13 protein-coding genes are annotated in these 15,654 nt (G+C 66.3%); 11 read left to right on the forward strand and 2 right to left on the reverse strand.

Going from position 1 to position 15,654, the window contains the following annotated elements:
- Nucleotides 1–112: 112 nt before the first annotated feature.
- The gene (locus AC1D09_RS12105) at nt 113–697 is read left to right on the forward strand and encodes a hypothetical protein (RefSeq protein ID WP_477663514.1); all 585 of its coding nucleotides are present in this window, start codon (nt 113–115) and stop codon (nt 695–697) included.
- A 42-nt stretch (nt 698–739) separates the two neighbouring features.
- Here AC1D09_RS12105 and AC1D09_RS12110 read toward each other — a convergent pair whose 3' ends face one another.
- The gene (locus AC1D09_RS12110; RefSeq protein WP_477663515.1) at nt 740–1,249 is read right to left on the reverse strand and encodes a DUF1993 domain-containing protein; all 510 of its coding nucleotides are present in this window, start codon (nt 1,247–1,249) and stop codon (nt 740–742) included.
- A gap of 175 nt (nt 1,250–1,424) precedes the next feature.
- On the opposite strand from AC1D09_RS12110, the gene argE reads away from it, so the two are divergent.
- The 9 genes from argE (at nt 1,425) to AC1D09_RS12155 (ending at nt 11,704) form a co-directional block, all read left to right on the forward strand.
- Nucleotides 1,425–2,645 (forward strand): acetylornithine deacetylase, encoded by a 1,221-nt coding sequence (argE, locus tag AC1D09_RS12115; RefSeq protein ID WP_477663516.1) that lies wholly within the window; start codon nt 1,425–1,427, stop codon nt 2,643–2,645.
- Between the two features lie 54 nt (nt 2,646–2,699).
- The gene (locus tag AC1D09_RS12120) at nt 2,700–3,659 is read left to right on the forward strand and encodes a tripartite tricarboxylate transporter substrate binding protein (protein ID WP_477663517.1); all 960 of its coding nucleotides are present in this window, start codon (nt 2,700–2,702) and stop codon (nt 3,657–3,659) included.
- Nucleotides 3,660–3,819: 160 nt separating this feature from the next.
- Complete coding sequence (locus AC1D09_RS12125) at nt 3,820–4,539, forward strand: DUF1028 domain-containing protein (RefSeq protein ID WP_477663518.1); 720 nt, start codon at nt 3,820–3,822, stop codon at nt 4,537–4,539.
- Complete coding sequence (locus AC1D09_RS12130; RefSeq protein WP_477663519.1) at nt 4,536–5,564, forward strand: ABC transporter ATP-binding protein; 1,029 nt, start codon at nt 4,536–4,538, stop codon at nt 5,562–5,564. Before AC1D09_RS12125 ends, AC1D09_RS12130 begins: the two co-directional genes overlap by 4 nt.
- Nucleotides 5,561–6,610, forward strand: coding sequence for an ABC transporter ATP-binding protein (locus tag AC1D09_RS12135; protein ID WP_477663520.1), 1,050 nt, complete (start codon nt 5,561–5,563; stop codon nt 6,608–6,610). Before AC1D09_RS12130 ends, AC1D09_RS12135 begins: the two co-directional genes overlap by 4 nt.
- A gap of 98 nt (nt 6,611–6,708) precedes the next feature.
- Entirely contained in the window at nt 6,709–8,208 is a 1,500-nt protein-coding gene (locus tag AC1D09_RS12140; RefSeq protein ID WP_477663521.1) for an ABC transporter substrate-binding protein, read from the forward strand.
- Nucleotides 8,209–8,244: 36 nt separating this feature from the next.
- On the forward strand, nt 8,245–9,186 hold the full coding sequence (locus AC1D09_RS12145; RefSeq protein WP_477663522.1) for an ABC transporter permease: 942 nt from the start codon (nt 8,245–8,247) through the stop codon (nt 9,184–9,186).
- Between the two features lie 3 nt (nt 9,187–9,189).
- Entirely contained in the window at nt 9,190–10,062 is an 873-nt protein-coding gene (locus AC1D09_RS12150) for an ABC transporter permease (protein ID WP_477701071.1), read from the forward strand.
- Nucleotides 10,063–10,096: 34 nt separating this feature from the next.
- Nucleotides 10,097–11,704 carry a gamma-glutamyltransferase family protein gene (locus AC1D09_RS12155; RefSeq protein WP_477701072.1) on the forward strand — a complete coding sequence of 536 codons (1,608 nt, stop codon included), beginning with the start codon at nt 10,097–10,099 and terminating at the stop codon, nt 11,702–11,704.
- A gap of 12 nt (nt 11,705–11,716) precedes the next feature.
- Here AC1D09_RS12155 and AC1D09_RS12160 read toward each other — a convergent pair whose 3' ends face one another.
- A complete protein-coding gene (locus AC1D09_RS12160; RefSeq protein ID WP_477663525.1) occupies nt 11,717–14,140 on the reverse strand; it encodes a cellulase family glycosylhydrolase in 2,424 nt (807 codons plus the stop codon).
- Nucleotides 14,141–14,440: 300 nt separating this feature from the next.
- Here AC1D09_RS12160 and AC1D09_RS12165 point away from each other — a divergent pair, with 300 nt between their 5' ends.
- Entirely contained in the window at nt 14,441–15,646 is a 1,206-nt protein-coding gene (locus tag AC1D09_RS12165; RefSeq protein ID WP_477663526.1) for a multidrug effflux MFS transporter, read from the forward strand.
- Nucleotides 15,647–15,654 lie beyond the last annotated feature (8 nt).

Here is a 15,654-nt window from a genome sequence, read left to right on the forward strand (position 1 = left end):
CTTGTCAAAGCCACAAGAGGAGCATATAAAACACTTTGTAACATTTACCATTCCCGCGGGTGAATGGAACAAACAAGACGATTTCGGCTTGAGCGGGATGAGGGGAAGCAACATGAACATACGGCACTTATTCGGCCTCAACGGCCACGCAAAAACAGCCCCCGTCAGCACCCGGCCCGCGCATGAGGGCCCCTCCACGATTGAGGACGGCTCCGCGAATGCCTTGCGCCGCCAGCTGATCCAGGTCTTGCTGAAAGACTCCATGCGCCGGCACGGCATTCCGGCCGGATGGCTGGATTGCCAGATGCTGCTGGTGTCCAGCCGCAGCCGCGGCGAAGGCATGTACCTGCGCATCATCATCAAGCACTGGGACATACGCCTGCTGACCTACGCGCTGGCCTTCCAGAAATCCTTGATGGTCGACATCACCCGCTTCGAGCCGCACGCCGACCAGTGGCTGTACGGGATTTCGTGGCAGCTGGACTGCGGCGACAGCTGCCCCTACACCTCGCTGCCCGATCGCCATGTGTGGGAAAGCCCCACGGCGCACCCGATGGCGGCGGGCGGCGATATCAAACAGGACATCGCGCACATCTTCGCGATCCGCGATGCCGACATGCTGGTGCGCGGCGCGGACGCCGCCTATCCCCCCGGCACTTACGACAAGACGCTACCGCAGAGCCTGCACAGGCACTGAGCCGCGGCGGCCCGGCGGCCGGCGGCTCAGGCCCCTCGCGACTCAATAACTGCCGATGTAATCCTTCTTGCCCACTTCCACGCCGTTGTGGCGCAGGATGGCGTAGGCCGTGGTGGTGTGGAAGAAGAAGTGCGGCAGGCCGTAATTGAGCAGGTAGGACTGGCCCGTGAAGCGCTTTTCCTTGGGCGTGCCGGCCTGCGTGACGATCTCGCGCACGGCGGCATCGTCGAACTTCGCCGCGCCCAGCCCCTCGATAAAGGCCAGTATGGTGTCTATGCGCGCCTGCAGCTCGGCAAACGTGGTTTCCTTGTCTTCGATCTTGGGCACTTCGACGCCGGCCAGCCGGGCCGACACGCTCTTGGCGAAGTCGCTGGCCACCTGCACCTGGCGCAGCAGGGGGAACATGTCGGGATAAAGGCGCGCCTGCAGCAAGGCATTGGGGTCTATGTTTTTGGCGGCCGCATGGGCTTCAGCCTTGGTCAGGACGCCCTTCAGGCCGCCCAGCATCTGCTTGAAGACGGGAATGGAGGTGGTGTACATGGTGCTGGTCATGGAATGCTTTCGGTAGAGAAATGAAGATGGGGAGCCGCAGTCTGCGCGCGACGCCCTGCATTCTCGCCGGATTGCGGCTTGAACGCGCGGCAGGCCGGCAATGGCCCGGCCCACCGCAAAATAGTATGCTGTCATACAATTTTTGCCGCCCCGCCCGTCCTTCAAAGGTCTTGCCATGAACGCCCCCCTCCCCAGCTCCGCCCGCCAGTCCATCCAGGCCGCCGACCTCGCCGCCCTGCCGCTGATTGAAAAATGGGTGTCCTTTGCCTCCGTCTCGCGCGACAGCAACCTGCCGCTCCTCGACTGGACCCAGGCGCGGCTGGAAGCCCTGGGCATTGAATGCCGCCGCACCTATGACGACAGCGGCAAGAAGGCCAACCTCTGGGCCACCCTGCCCGCGGAAAACGGCGAAACCAGGCTGGGCGGCCTGGTGCTCTCGGGCCATACCGACGTCGTGCCGGTGGACGGCCAGCCCTGGGACACCGACCCCTTCGCCGCGCAGGTCATAGGCGACAAGCTCTACGGCCGCGGCGTGACCGACATGAAAAGCTACGGCGCGACCGCCCTCATGATGGTGCCCGAGCTCCTCAAGCGAAGACTCAAGCGCCCGGTGCACCTGGCTTTCAGCTACGACGAGGAGGTCGGCTGCATAGGCGTGCGCCGCCTGATCGCCGACATGGTGGAGCAGGGCTACCAACCCGCCGGCTGCATCGTCGGCGAGCCCACCGGCATGCAGGTGGTGATCGCGCACAAGGGCAAGCACGCCTACAAAACCTCGGTGCGCGGCTTCGAGGCGCACTCCTCGCTGACACCGCTGGGCGTCAACGCGGTGGAGATCGCCTGCGAGTTCGTCGCCCACCTCAAGTCCATGCACCGCCGCCTGGTGGCGCAGGGCCCCTTCGACCCGATCTACGACGTGCCCCACACCACCATACACACCGGCGTGATCGCCGGCGGCACCGCGCTCAACATCATCCCGCGCGACTGCGACGTGACCTGGGAGATTCGCCACCACCACATGAATTCGCCGGTCGAGCTGTTCAACGAAGCCAAGGCCTTTGCCGACAGCCTGGTGCCGGCCATGCAGGCCGTGGCTGCCGATACCGGCATCAGCCATAAACTCAATTCGGTGCTGCCCGGTTTCGCGACGGACGCCGGCAGCGAGATCGCCCGGCTGTGCTTCAAATGCGCGGACGTGGATGCCAACTCGGGCGCCGGCAAGGTCTCCTTTGGCACGGAAGCTGCATTGTTTCACCAGGCCGGTGTACCGACCATCGTGTGCGGCCCCGGCCACATCGCGCAGGCGCACCAGCCCAACGAATGGGTCACGCTGGACCAACTCGCCTGGTGCGAGCGCTTTATGCGCCGCCTGGCCGACGAGATCTGCGTGAACTGAAAATCCGACCCGCAAAAGCAAGCACAAGCACCCCTCACCGAAAGAAAACATTCCATGATGCAACGCCGAGATTTCCTGGGCACCGGCCTGGCCCTGGCCGCGGGCAGCGCCCTCGCCCAGTCCAATAACAAAATCGTGCGCATCGTGGTGCCCTTCGCGGCGGGCGGCGTGCAGGACTTGCTGGCGCGCGCCATGTCCACCGAGCTGGGAACGGCGCTGGGCCAGACCGTCATCATCGAGAACCGGCCGGGCGCGGGCGGCACCGTGGGCACAGGTTATGTCGCCAAGTCGGCGCCCGACAGCGGCGCCATGGTGCTGGGCGCGGCCAGCCACAACATCGCCGGCTCGCTGTACACCAAGCTCAGCTACGACCCGCAAAAAGACTTCGCACCCATGGCGCACATAGGCACGGCCGATTACGTGCTGATGATCCATCCCGACGTGCCCGCCAAGACCGCGGCCGAGTACATACGCTATGCCAAGGCCAACCCCGGCAAGCTCAACTACGCGACCGCCGGCATCGGCAGCGCCACCCACCTGTCCATGGCCTACTTCAACGGCCTGGCCGGCATCGATGTGGTGCATGTTCCGCTCAAGGCCACGGGCGAGGCGATCAACGAAGTGATCTCGGGCCGCGCGCAGGCCGTGATCGCCGCCAGCATAGGCGCGCTGGCATTCGCCAGGGACAGCCGCATACGCCTGATAGGCGTGACCTCGCCCAAGCGCTCCAAGTACCTGCCCGAGGTGCCGACCATCGCCGAAAGCGGCCTGCCCGGTTACCAGTTCGACTCCTGGTTCGGCCTGCTGGGCCCCGCCGCCACGCCGGCGGCCGAGGTCAACCGCGTCAACGCGGCCATGGCCAAGGTCCTCAAGGATCCCGTGGTGCTGGAGCGCCTGGACAAGCAGGGGATTGAACCGCTGGCCATGAGCAATGCCGACTTCGCGAAGCTGCTGGCGGTCGACTACAAACGCATGGCGGAAGTTGTAAGGGCCTCCGGCGCCAAAGTCGAATAGACAGCGAAGTGGCGCCCCTGGCGCCAGGCACAGTCCGCCGAAGCGTGGCATGATAAATGCGTCATCCGTTCGCTGTTTGAAAGTCGCTTCATGCGGCTTTTTGTTTGCGGGGAGCACGAGACGCCCGACCAAGGGCGCAGTTGCGATGAAAGTCTGATACATGACATGGTCCCTCATCGCGCGCGATTCATCGGGCGCGTTTGGCGTGGCGGTTGCCAGCAAATTTTTTGCCGTGGGCGCTCTGTGCCCGCACGCCCGCAGCGGCGTGGGCGCATTGGCCACGCAGGCACTGGTCAACCCTCTGTATGCCGCGCCGGCGCTGGACGGCCTGGCCTTCGGCCAATCTCCCGACTACATCATCAAGCGCCTGACCTCGGCCGACGAAGGCCGTGACCACCGCCAGCTGCACCTGATAGGCGCAAACGGCCAGGCCGCCGGCTATACCGGCAGCGCCTGCATAGACTGGTGCGGCCACAGGGCGGGCGCCGGCTATTCGGTCGCCGGCAACATGCTGGCCGGCCCGCAGGTGATCGAAGCCACGGCTCTCGCCTATGAAGCCAATGCCCAACTCCCGTTTGCCGAACGCCTGATCGCCGCGCTCGCCGCCGGCGAAGCCGCGGGCGGCGACAAGCGCGGCAAGCAGGCCGCGGCACTCCTTATCTTCACCACCGAGGACTACTGCGCGCTGGACCTGCGCGTGGACGACCACACCGAGCCCCTGCAGGAACTGCGCCGCCTCTACGACAAAAGCCTGGAGCGCTACCAGCCTTTCAGCGCCTGCCTGCCTTCGCGCCGCAGCCCGGCCGGCGTCACCGACCGCGCGCTGATCGAGGCCGAGATCTCGCGCTTTCACGCCAGGCGCAACGGAGCCGCCGAATGACGGCTTTGCTGGAAGTGAGCGGCCTGCGCACCAGCTTCAAGCTCGAAGGCGGCGGTGAATTCGCCGCGGTGGACGGCATCAGTTTTTCGGTGGACTCCGGCCGCACGCTGGGCATCGTCGGTGAATCGGGCTGCGGCAAAAGCGTGACCTCGCTGTCCATCATGGGCCTGCTGCCCAAGGGCCAGGGCCGCGTCTCGGCAGGCTCCATCCGCTTTGAAGGCACCGACCTGGCCACACTGGGGCCGGACGCCATGCGCGCGCTGCGCGGCAACCGCATGGCCATGATCTTCCAGGAGCCCATGACCTCGCTGAACCCGGCCTTCACGATTGGCGACCAGCTCATCGAGGGTATACGCTGCCACCGCAACATCAGCGCGGCCGAGGCCAGGACCCACGCCATAGACATGCTGCGCCGCGTGCGCATCCCCTCGCCCGAGCAGCGCATCGACGAATACCCGCACAAGCTCTCGGGCGGCATGCGCCAGCGCGTGATGATCGCCATGGCGCTGGCCTGCGAGCCGCAGCTGCTGATCGCCGACGAGCCGACCACCGCGCTGGACGTCACCATCCAGGCGCAGGTGCTGGACCTGATGCGCACGCTGCGCGAGGAAACCGGCACCGCCATCATCCTGATCACCCACGACCTGGGCGTGATCGCCGAACTGGCCGACGACGTCGCCGTGATGTATTCCGGCAGGATCGTGGAGCGCGCGCCCGTGGCCCGGCTGTTCGCCGAGCCGCAGCACCCTTACACCATAGGGCTGCTCGGCTCCATCCCCAAGCTGCACCTGGCGCAGGAGCGGCTCAACGCGATCGAAGGCCAGGTGCCCACGCCCATGACACGCATGGACGGCTGCCGCTTCGCGCCGCGATGCCCTTTTGCCGTCGACAAGTGTTTGCAGGAGGTGCCGCCTTTGATGGACATGGGCGAGGGCCACGAGGCCGCCTGCTGGCGCGCGCCGCTGGATGCGGACACCTCAACCCGGCGCGGCACGCATGCCGTGTCCAGCGAGGTGACGCCATGAGCGCGCTGCTGAAAGTCGAAAACCTGGTCAAGCATTTCCCGGTGCGCCCGCACCTGTTCAGCCGCTCCAGGGCGGTCGTGCATGCGGTCGACGGGCTGAACTTCGAGCTGAACGCCGGCGAGACCATGGCATTGGTGGGCGAGTCGGGCTGCGGCAAGTCCACCGTGGGCCGGCTGGTGCTGCGGCTGCTGGACGCGACCTCGGGCCAGGTCTGGTTTGACGGCGAGGACCTGATGGCGCTGCCGGCCGGCCGCCTGCGCGCCAAGCGCCGCGAGTTGCAGATGATTTTCCAGGACCCGTATTCCTCGCTGAACCCGCGCATGACGGTGGAGCAGGCCCTGGCCGAGCCGCTGGCCCTGCACGGCCTGGCGCGCGGGCGGCACCGCGAACGCGCCGCCGAACTGCTGGACCTGGTCGGCCTGGCACCGCAATACCTGCAGCGCTACCCGCATGAGTTTTCCGGCGGGCAGCGCCAGCGCATAGGCATTGCCCGCGCACTAGCGGTCGAGCCGCGGCTCATCGTCTGCGATGAGGCGGTGTCGGCGCTGGACGTGTCCATCCAGGCGCAGGTGGTCAACCTGCTGCAGGACCTGCAGCGGCGCCTGGGCCTGGCTTATGTGTTCATCGCGCACGACCTCGCGGTGGTCAAGCACATCGCCTCGCACGTGGCCGTGATGTACCTCGGGCAAATCGTCGAATACGCCGACAAGCAAAGCCTGTTCGCGCAACCCCGCCACCCGTACACACAGGCCCTGCTGTCGGCGATTCCCGTGCCCGAACCTGGCCTCAAGCGCGAACGCACGCTGCTGCAGGGCGACGTGCCCAACCCCATCACCCCGCCCTCGGGCTGCCGCTTCAGGACGCGCTGCCCGCATGCGCGCGAACGCTGCGCCGAGGAAGTGCCCGCGTTGCGTTCGCAGGGCGGCCACGCCGTGGCCTGCCATTTCTGGGAAGAGATCAAAGCGCCGGCCGGCATCACGGGCGGCGCCGTCGTGAACGAGAGGCTGCTCCGGCTCCAGGCGGCTTTTCATGCGCAAGCGGCCTGATGGAGACCACGATGCTCACCCCTGGCTCACCAATCCTCGGCGCAAGGCAGCCATCCAAACCACCGACAACCGCAACCGACAACCGTGAAGGAATAACCATGAGCAAGAAAATCCTGCTGGCCCTGGCGCTGGCCGCCACCGCCTGCGTGGCGCAGGCCCAAACCCTGCGCATAGGCCTGGCCGAAGACCCGGACGTGCTGGACCCGACGCTGGCGCGCAGCTTCGTGAGCCGCATTGTGTTTTCCTCCCTGTGCGACAAGCTCGTCGACATCGATGAAAAACTCAACATCGTGCCGCAGCTGGCCACCTCCTACCAGTGGGCGGCCGACAACAAATCGCTCACCATGAAACTGCGCAGCGGCGTGACCTTCCATGACGGCGAGAAGTTCGACGCCGCCGCGGTGAAGTTCAACATAGACCGCCACAAAAACCTCGCGGGCTCGAATCGCCGCGGCGAGCTGGCCCCCGTCACCACGGTGGACGTGATCGACGAGCTCACCGTGAAGATCAACCTCAGCGCGCCCTTCTCGCCGCTGCTCAGCGTGCTGGCCGACCGCGCCGGCATGATGGTTTCGCCCAAGGCCGCGCAGGCCGCGCCCACCAACTTCGGCACCAGGCCGGTGTGCTCGGGCCCCTTCAAATTCACCGAACGCGTGGCGCAGGACCGCATCGTGCTGGAGCGCTATGCCGGCTACTGGGACAAGGCCAACATCCATTTCGACAAGGTCGTGTTCCAGCCCATCGTCGACGCCACCGTGCGCCTGGCCAACCTGCGCTCCGGCCAGCTGGACTTCATCGAGCGCGTAGCGCCTTCGGACATCGCCTCCATCAAGGCCGACAAAAAACTCGCCTTCACGCGCATCACCGAGCTGGGCTATCAGGGCATCACCATCAACACCGGCAAGAGCGACCAGGCGCAGAAAAACCCGCTGGGCCGCGACCCGCGCGTGCGCGAGGCTTTTGAGCTGTCGCTGGACCGCGCTGGCATCGTGCAGGTCGCGATGGACGGCGAAGCCACGCCGGGCAACCAGTGGGTGCCGCCCGCCAACAGCTTCTACGCCAGGAATGTCCCCATTCCCAAGCGCGACATCGCGCGCGCCAAACAGCTGCTGAAAGAAGCGGGTGTGCCCAACCCGAGCTTCACGCTGATGACGCCCACCACTTCCGATGCCCAGCGCGTGGCCCAGGTGGTGCAGGCCATGGCCAAGGAGGCCGGCTTTGACGTGAAGATCCAGTCCACCGAGTTCGCGACCTCGCTGAACCTGGCCGACAAAGGGCAGTTCGACGCCTATGTGCTGGCCTGGAGCGGCCGCGCCGACCCGGACGGCAACCTGTTCAGCTTCTACGGCTGCAAGCAGCCGCTGAATTACAGCGGCGAATGCCGGCCGCAGTGGGACGATTTGCTGAACCGCTCGCGCAACACGCTGGACACCGCCGGCCGCATCAAGGTCTTCGCCACCCTGGCCGCCGAGGCCGAGAAAGTCAAGCCCGTGATCTACCTGTTCCACCGCAACTGGCTGTGGGCCTACAACAAGAAGATCACCGGCATGCGCGCCGTGCCCGACGGCCTGGTGCGGCCCCAGGGCCTGAAGACGTAAAGACGTAACGAGTCAAGCAGGCAGCCACCACCTTTCATGCTCCAGTACTTTCTCAAGCGGCTTGCCGCGATCATCCCGACGGTCTTTTTTGTCACCGTCATCATCTTCGGGCTGCAGCAACTGCTGCCCGGTGATGCCGCGTCGGTCCTGGCCGGCGAAAACCAGGACCCGGAGGTGATCGCCTACCTGCAAAAAAAGATGCACCTCGATGAGCCGCTGCCGGTGCGCTACGCCTACTGGATCTCCGGTGTGTTCCACGGCGACCTGGGCGAATCCATGCGCATCCAGCAGCCGGTGCTGGACCTGATCAAGGAAAAGCTGCCGGTCACGCTGCAGCTGGCGGCCATGGCCATGCTCATCGCGCTGCTGATCGGCATACCGGCCGGCATCGTCTCGGCCGTGGGCAAGGACTCGGCCTGGGACTACCTGGCCAATGTGATCGCGCTGTGGGGGCTGTCCACGCCCAACTTCTGGCTGGGCATTTTGATGATCCTGGTGTTCTCGGTGCAGCTGGGCTGGCTGCCGGCCTCGGGCTACGTCAGCCCTTTTGAGGACCTCGGGGCCAACCTGGCGGCCATGATCATGCCGGCTTTTGTGCTGGGCAATGCCATCGCGGCCGTTCTCATGCGCCACACGCGCAGCGCCATGCTGCAGGTGCTCAATGCCGACTATGTGCGCACCGCGCGCGCCAAGGGCCTGAACGAGCGCCGCGTGGTGCTCAAGCACGCGCTGCGCAATGCGCTCACGCCCATCATCACGCTGGGCGCGCTCGAGTTCGGCACGCTGCTGTCGGGCGCGGTGCTGACCGAGCAGGTGTTTTCGATCCCCGGTTTCGGCAAGCTGATCGTGGACGCGGTGTTCAACCGCGACTACGCGGTCGTGCAGGGCGTGGTGCTGTTCACCTCCAGCGTCTACATCCTGCTCAACCTGCTGGCCGACCTGGCCTACTTCGTGGTCAACCCGCGGCTCAGGGGCTAAGGCATGAGCGCAGTCCTTCCCGCCGCCGTTCCGCGCGAGGCCACGCCGGCGCGGCGCGCGCTGCGCCGCCTGATGCGGCGCCGCGGCGCCATGCTGGGCCTGGCCATCGTGCTGATTTTTGTGCTGCTGGCGCTGTTCGCCCCGTGGATCGCGCCCTACGACCCCATCGCCACCAGCTGGAGCGCCGTGCGCAAGCCGCCCAGCCTGCAATACCTGTTCGGCACCGACGAGATAGGCCGCGACGTGCTCTCGCGCGTGGTGTGGGGCGCGCGCGCCTCGCTGCTGGCGGGCCTGGTGTCGGTCTGCATATCGATGGCGCTGGGCGTGCCCATAGGCCTGCTGGCGGCTTACGTTGGCGGCTGGACGGACAGCCTGATCTCGCGCTTTACCGACGCCATGCTGGCCGTGCCCTTTTTGATCCTGGCCATCGCGCTGGCGGCCTTCCTGGGCCCGAGCCTGAGCAACGCGATGATCGCCATCGGCGTGTCGGCCACGCCCATCTTCATACGCCTGACGCGCGCCCAGGTGCTGGCCATGAAGGTGGAAGATTTTGTCGAGGCGGCGCGCGCCGTGGGCAACCCGCACTGGCGCATCGCGCTGCGCCACATCCTGCCCAATGTGCTGCCGCCGCTGATCGTGCAGGCCTCGCTGGCCATTGCCGCGGCCATCATCGCCGAGGCCAGCCTGTCCTTCCTGGGCCTGGGTCAGCAGCCGCCGGCGCCCAGCTGGGGCAGCATGCTTAACACCGCCAAGAATTACGTGGACAATGCACCCTGGATGGCGATCTGGCCGGGCCTTTCCATCTTTTTGCTGGTGTTGTCCTTCAACCTGCTGGGCGACGGACTGCGCGACGCGCTGGACCCCAAGCACAAATAATTCGCGCCGCAAGGCGCCCACCCTCCTATTCACCATGCCGACTTTCGACGCCCTCCACTACCCTTATGCCTCCCGCCGCAACGTGGTCTATGCCAACAAGGGCATGGTCGCCACCTCGCAGCCGCTGGCCGCGCAGGCGGGCCTGCAAGTGCTGCAGGCCGGCGGCAACGCCATCGATGCGGCGATCGCCACGGCCGCAGCGCTCACGGTGGTGGAACCGAATGCCAACGGCATAGGCGGCGACGCCTTCGCGCTGGTCTGGCACGGCGGCAAGCTGCACGGCCTGAACGCCAGCGGCCCGGCGCCGCGCGCCATCACGCTCGACAAACTGACCAGCCAGGGATTGACGCAAGTGCCCAAGTACGGCCCACTGCCCGTGACGGTGCCCGGCACGCCCGCCGCCTGGGCCGCACTGGCGCAGCGCTTCGGAAAACTGCCGCTCACGACTTCGATGGCAGGCGCCGTGGAGCTGGCACGCGAAGGCTTTCCGGTTTCGCCCACGGTGGCATCCGCCTGGCAGCAGGCCACGGTACTGTTCCGTGAAAAATTCAAGGAGCCGTATTTCAAATCCTGGTTCGACACCTTCGCGCCCGAACGCGCACCGCGGCCCGGCGAGCTCTGGCGCTCCGCCGCGCATGCCGACACCCTGCAGTCGATTGCCGACACGGCCGCCGGGAGTTTTTACCGCGGCCCGCTGGCCGAACGCATCGCGGCCTTTGTGCAGTCGGCCGGTGGTTACCTGGCGAAGGAAGACCTGGCCGCCTTCCAGGTCGACTGGTGCGACCCGATCAGCGTCAATTACCGCGGCTACGATGTCTGGGAAATTCCGCCCAACGGCCACGGCCTGGTGGCCTTGATGGCGCTCAACATCCTCAAGGGCTTTGACTTCAGCGAGCGCGACAGCCTGCGCACCCACCACCTGCAGATCGAGGCCATGAAGCTGGCTTTTGCCGACGGCCTGGCACACATCGCCGACCCGGCGCACATGCGTGTCTCGGTGGCTGACCTGCTGTCGGATGGCTATGCGGCCGAACGCCGCGCGCTGATAGGCGAGCGCGCCCTGCAGCCCATGCCGGGCGAACCCTCACGCGGCGGCACGGTCTACCTGAGCACGGTCGACGGCGAAGGCAATATGGTCTCGCTGATCCAGAGCAACTACATGGGCTTCGGCTCGGGCATGGTGGTGCCGGGCACCGGCATCGCGCTGCACAACCGCGGCAACAATTTTTCGCTGGACGCCAAACACCCCAACTGCCTGGCGCCGGGCAAGCGGCCCTACCACACCATCATCCCCGGGTTTTTGACCAGGGACGGCAAAGCGGTCGGCCCCTTCGGCGTGATGGGCGGCTTCATGCAGCCGCAAGGCCATGTGCAGATGGTGATGAACACCGTGGACTTCGGCCTGAACCCGCAGGCCTCGCTGGACGCGCCGCGCTGGGAATGGGAAAGCGGCAAGCGCGTGAGCATAGAGCGCTCCACGCCCGAGCACCTGTTCCACGGCCTCGCGGGCCTGGGCCATGAGGTGGTGTGGTCGGGCAACCGCATGGGCTTCGGCCGCGGGCAGATCATCTGGCGCAATGCCGACGGCGTGCTGTGCGGCGGCACTGAACCGCGGGCAGACGGCGCCATCGCGGCCTGGTAAAGCCCCCGGCGCTCACGGGAGCGTCATACCGGCCGTGCTGGCCAGGTAGCGCTCCAGCACCGCCAGCTCGGCCACCGTGGGCGCCCCCTTGCCCGCGATGACCGCATACAGGTTGCCGCGAAAGCCCTCGCGCGGGTAGTAGCTGATGTAACCGCAGCCCATCAGCATCTGGGTAAAGGCGCTGGGCGCGAAGGTCGCGGCGGCGCTGCCGATTTCGGCGGAATTGAGGCGCAGCTTTTGCGCACCCGGCACTGATGCCAGCGCCAGCACCGCCGGCGTGTTGACCGCGAGTTTGGCCGGGGCCAGCAACTGCACCGTCTGGCCTTTTGAATCAATCCACCTGGCGCGCGGCTGGCCGTTGAGAAAACCCAGCTCCGAGGTCTGCAGGTCTTCCGTCTTGGAGGCCTGGAACACCACGCCGGTGTTGGTAGCCGCGGGAACGCTGAGGGCCGCGATGGCGAAATGCGCGTCCTCCAGGTTGTAGGGTACGCGGTTGCGCGGATTCGGTTGCACGCCGGCCACGCGGCCGGATTTTTTGCACCAGAAGCCGAAGGACTCGGGCACGCTGTGGTCGGCGTTCTTTTTGCCGTTAGTCACGCGCATCACCGGCACCGACATGGGCCCGGCGGCGCCGCCGTCCTTGTTCATCCAGTTGATCATCTCCATGGCATTGCCCGGGCTCGATCCATAGCCCGAATCCGACACCGCGCGCACCGGCTGGCCGGCCGCGGCCGGCGCGCCCAGCAGGTAGTCGGTGTAGCCGTCGGCCAGCTCCCATTTGCAGGCGCCGTATTTGGCGATGATGGCCAGCGCGGCATCGGCAAGGCTGGTCACGGCATAGGCCACCGGGTCGGTGAGCGAAAACACCTTGCGCGGCGGCGGCACCTGCCCTGAGAGCTGCCCGTCGCTGGTGTAGCTCAGCGTGGCGACCTGGTTGGCCGCCGGTGTGTAGGTGAAGCTGTCCTGCCCGTTGGCGCCGGCCGGAATCGTCAGGCGCGACTTGCTCAGCGTGCCGCCCTTGTTGGAGGCCACCGTGAGCACCACCGGCTGGGCCAGGTTACCGCGCGCATAGACGGTGATGGTGAGCGGCGTGCCCGCCGGCGCATAACCCGGCCCGTCGTCGTACAGCGTCGCTTGCACAATGCCCGACGCGGCCTTGAGCACGCCCGAGACCGAAGGCTCCAGTGTCTTGTTCTGGTGCCAGCCGGGCACGTGGTTGATGGCGTAGTTGCGGATGGGCCAGTGGTTGCCGCCCATCCAGGTGTAGACCTCGCAGCCCGACTGCGCAGCATAGACCGCCGCCTGCGCGAACATGGCCTCCCAGCGCGGGTCGTCTATGGGCATGCCGACCTCGGTGAGCGCCAGCTTCACGCCCTTGGCCTTGGCCCAGTCGACCGCGATCTTGAGGCGGTCCGCGCCGGTGGAAACCTGGATGGCGCCCGTGCCGAAACCGGCGCTGTAGTTCTTGGCGACCTCGGTGTCGTAGTCAAAAAAAGCGCCGTTGCTGAAGGCGTCCAGGTACATATGGACTTCATAGACCAGGTTGGCGCCCGACAGCGGAAAGCCGGGGTTCTTGGTGCCTATGTACATGGCCGAGTCGTACTGGTTGCCGGCCACGTAAATGGGATTGACGGTATCGACCGCGCGTATGGCCTGGATGGCGGCTTGCGCGAAGGTGGGCCATATGGTCAGGTCCTCGCCGCCCTTCACCGCCTCTTCGTTCGATGCGATGACGCCGCCGGGCTTGGGCATGTCGTGCGGCTCGTTCATGAGGCCGTAGCCGCCAAAGCCCGGGTGGTCTTTCCACTTGGTGGCCGCGCGCGTCCAGAAGTCGGTGAAGTTTGCAATCTTGAGCGTGGCGCCCGGTGCCAGCGCAAATATCCGCGACTGGATCTGCACCGCATCCGTGGTGTAAGGCCGCAAGGGGCTGGGCGGCACGGTCAGGCCGATCACGGAACCGTCGGGCTGGAAACGGAAGTCCTGGTAGCGGCCGTAGTTGTGGTTGTCGATGATGCAGCGCGTGCCTGCCGCGGCATGGGCATCGAGCACGCCGGTGATAAAGGCCTCATAACCCGCATGGAAGGCGCCCGGGTTGCCTATGGCCGCTTTCGCGGCCGCGTTGGCCACCGTGTCGTGCAGCATGGGCTGCAGCAGCTCCCACTGGATGGGCAGCCGGTTCTTGATAAAGCCGCAGGCCGCCAGGTAGGCCACGTCGGCCTTGCGCGGCACGGTGAAATGCAGGTTGGGCGCCGAACTGGTATTGGCCCGCAGGCCGGGCTTGGCCCATTCCATGCCCGAGAGGTTGGTGCCCATGGCGGGCATGCCGGCCGCGGCGCGCGCCACGGCGGCCTGCGCCTGGCGGCTCACGGTGAGGGGGCCCAGGGCCGCAAGGGCGCCCGCGGCCAGGGCGGCCTGTGAAAATTCGCGTCTTTGCATGAAAACCCTTTCCTGAAGTATTCAGGTTAAGGCCCAATTCAGCGCTTCATTACAGTTTGACGCAGCACCTAGGGGCTGCTTACATTTCAGGTCCGTTCGGCCCTGTCAGGCCTGACAGGGCACCCGCTTGGGTCACATCCGGGCCACCCGCCAGCGCGACTGCCCGAGGTCGGCGACAATAGCGCCAAGTATTTTTTTGCAGCCACGGCAGCGGCCCTGGTGGCTTTCACAAAACCGCTTTCGTGCAAGGGCCAGACCCTTGGTTTTTTAACGCACGGGCGGCCTGATCCACTTCCATTCATGACCAAAAGTTTCTACCGGGCAGCCCTGGTGCTGGGTTTGCTGTCCGCCATCGGCCCCTTCGCCATTGACATGTATTTGCCCGCCCTGCCCTCCATAGGGCAGACCCTGGGCGCCTCCATGGGCGCGGTGCAGGCCAGCCTGATGGCTTTCTTCATTTCGCTGGGCATAGGCCAGATTGTTTACGGCCCGGTGTCCGACATGGTGGGCCGCAAGGCGCCGCTGTACTTCGGCCTGCTGCTGTTTGCCGCGGGCAGCATAGGCTGTGCGCTGGCGCCGGACATCCACACGCTGGTGGTGCTGCGTTTCATCCAGGGCCTGGGCGCCTGCGCCGGCATGGTGGTGCCGCGCGCCATCGTGCGCGACCTGCACACCGGCCATGACGCGGCGCGGCTGATGTCGCTGCTGATGCTGGTCTTCAGCGTCTCGCCCATCCTGGCGCCGCTGGCCGGCAGCCTGCTGATCGAATCATTCGGCTGGCGCAGCGTGTTCTGGGCCGTCACCGTGGCCGCCGCCGCCGGCCTGCTGCTGGTGGGCTTCACCCTGCCCGAGACACGCCCGCCCGAGCAGCGCGTGGACAGCAGCTTCGGCAGCGCGATCAAGGCCTACGGCGTGCTGCTGCGCGACCGCCATTTCATGGGCCTGGTCTTCATAGGCGCTTTCGGCATCTCGAGTTTCTTCGCCTACCTGGCCAACTCATCCTTTGTGCTGATAGACCACTACGGCCTCACGCCGCGCCAATACAGCATCGCCTTCGCGGTCAACGCGGCCTCCTTCATCGGGGCGTCGCAGTTCACCGGCAAGCTCGCGGCGCGCTTCGGCCTGGCGCCCATCGTGAAGGTGGCGGTAACCGGCTATGCGGCCGTGATGGCGCTGCTGCTGCTCGTCAACCTGGCCGGCATTGAGCGGCTGGACGTGATGATCGCCCTGCTGCTGGTGGGCTACGGCTTCCTGGGCCTGGTGGTGCCGACCACCGCCGTGCTCGCGCTTGAAGAACACGGCGCGATCGCCGGCACAGCCTCGGCCCTGATGGGCACCCTGCAATTCGTGACCGGTGCGCTGGTGATGGCGGTGGTAGGCCTTTTTGCGGACGGCAGCGCCCGCCCCATGGTGGCGGGCATTGCCGGATGCGCCGTGCTGGCTTATGCCACGGCGCACGTGACGCTGGGCGGCAAACGCGCCACCACTGCCCCGGCAGCGCACTAGCATCTGCC

The sequence above is a fragment of the Polaromonas sp. P1_A2 genome, from assembly GCF_056406895.1.

Bases quoted from the DNA above. Each gene is read 5' to 3' on its own strand.
- AC1D09_RS12105 (WP_477663514.1), top strand. From the start codon at position 113: ATGAACATACGGCACTTATTCGGCCTCAACGGCCACGCAAAAACAGCC.
- AC1D09_RS12110 (WP_477663515.1), bottom strand. From the start codon at position 1,249: ATGACCAGCACCATGTACACCACCTCCATTCCCGTCTTCAAGCAGATG.
- argE (WP_477663516.1), top strand. From the start codon at position 1,425: ATGAACGCCCCCCTCCCCAGCTCCGCCCGCCAGTCCATCCAGGCCGCC.
- AC1D09_RS12120 (WP_477663517.1), top strand. From the start codon at position 2,700: ATGATGCAACGCCGAGATTTCCTGGGCACCGGCCTGGCCCTGGCCGCG.
- AC1D09_RS12125 (WP_477663518.1), top strand. From the start codon at position 3,820: ATGACATGGTCCCTCATCGCGCGCGATTCATCGGGCGCGTTTGGCGTG.
- AC1D09_RS12130 (WP_477663519.1), top strand. From the start codon at position 4,536: ATGACGGCTTTGCTGGAAGTGAGCGGCCTGCGCACCAGCTTCAAGCTC.
- AC1D09_RS12135 (WP_477663520.1), top strand. From the start codon at position 5,561: ATGAGCGCGCTGCTGAAAGTCGAAAACCTGGTCAAGCATTTCCCGGTG.
- AC1D09_RS12140 (WP_477663521.1), top strand. From the start codon at position 6,709: ATGAGCAAGAAAATCCTGCTGGCCCTGGCGCTGGCCGCCACCGCCTGC.
- AC1D09_RS12145 (WP_477663522.1), top strand. From the start codon at position 8,245: ATGCTCCAGTACTTTCTCAAGCGGCTTGCCGCGATCATCCCGACGGTC.
- AC1D09_RS12150 (WP_477701071.1), top strand. From the start codon at position 9,190: ATGAGCGCAGTCCTTCCCGCCGCCGTTCCGCGCGAGGCCACGCCGGCG.
- AC1D09_RS12155 (WP_477701072.1), top strand. From the start codon at position 10,097: ATGCCGACTTTCGACGCCCTCCACTACCCTTATGCCTCCCGCCGCAAC.
- AC1D09_RS12160 (WP_477663525.1), bottom strand. From the start codon at position 14,140: ATGCAAAGACGCGAATTTTCACAGGCCGCCCTGGCCGCGGGCGCCCTT.
- AC1D09_RS12165 (WP_477663526.1), top strand. From the start codon at position 14,441: ATGACCAAAAGTTTCTACCGGGCAGCCCTGGTGCTGGGTTTGCTGTCC.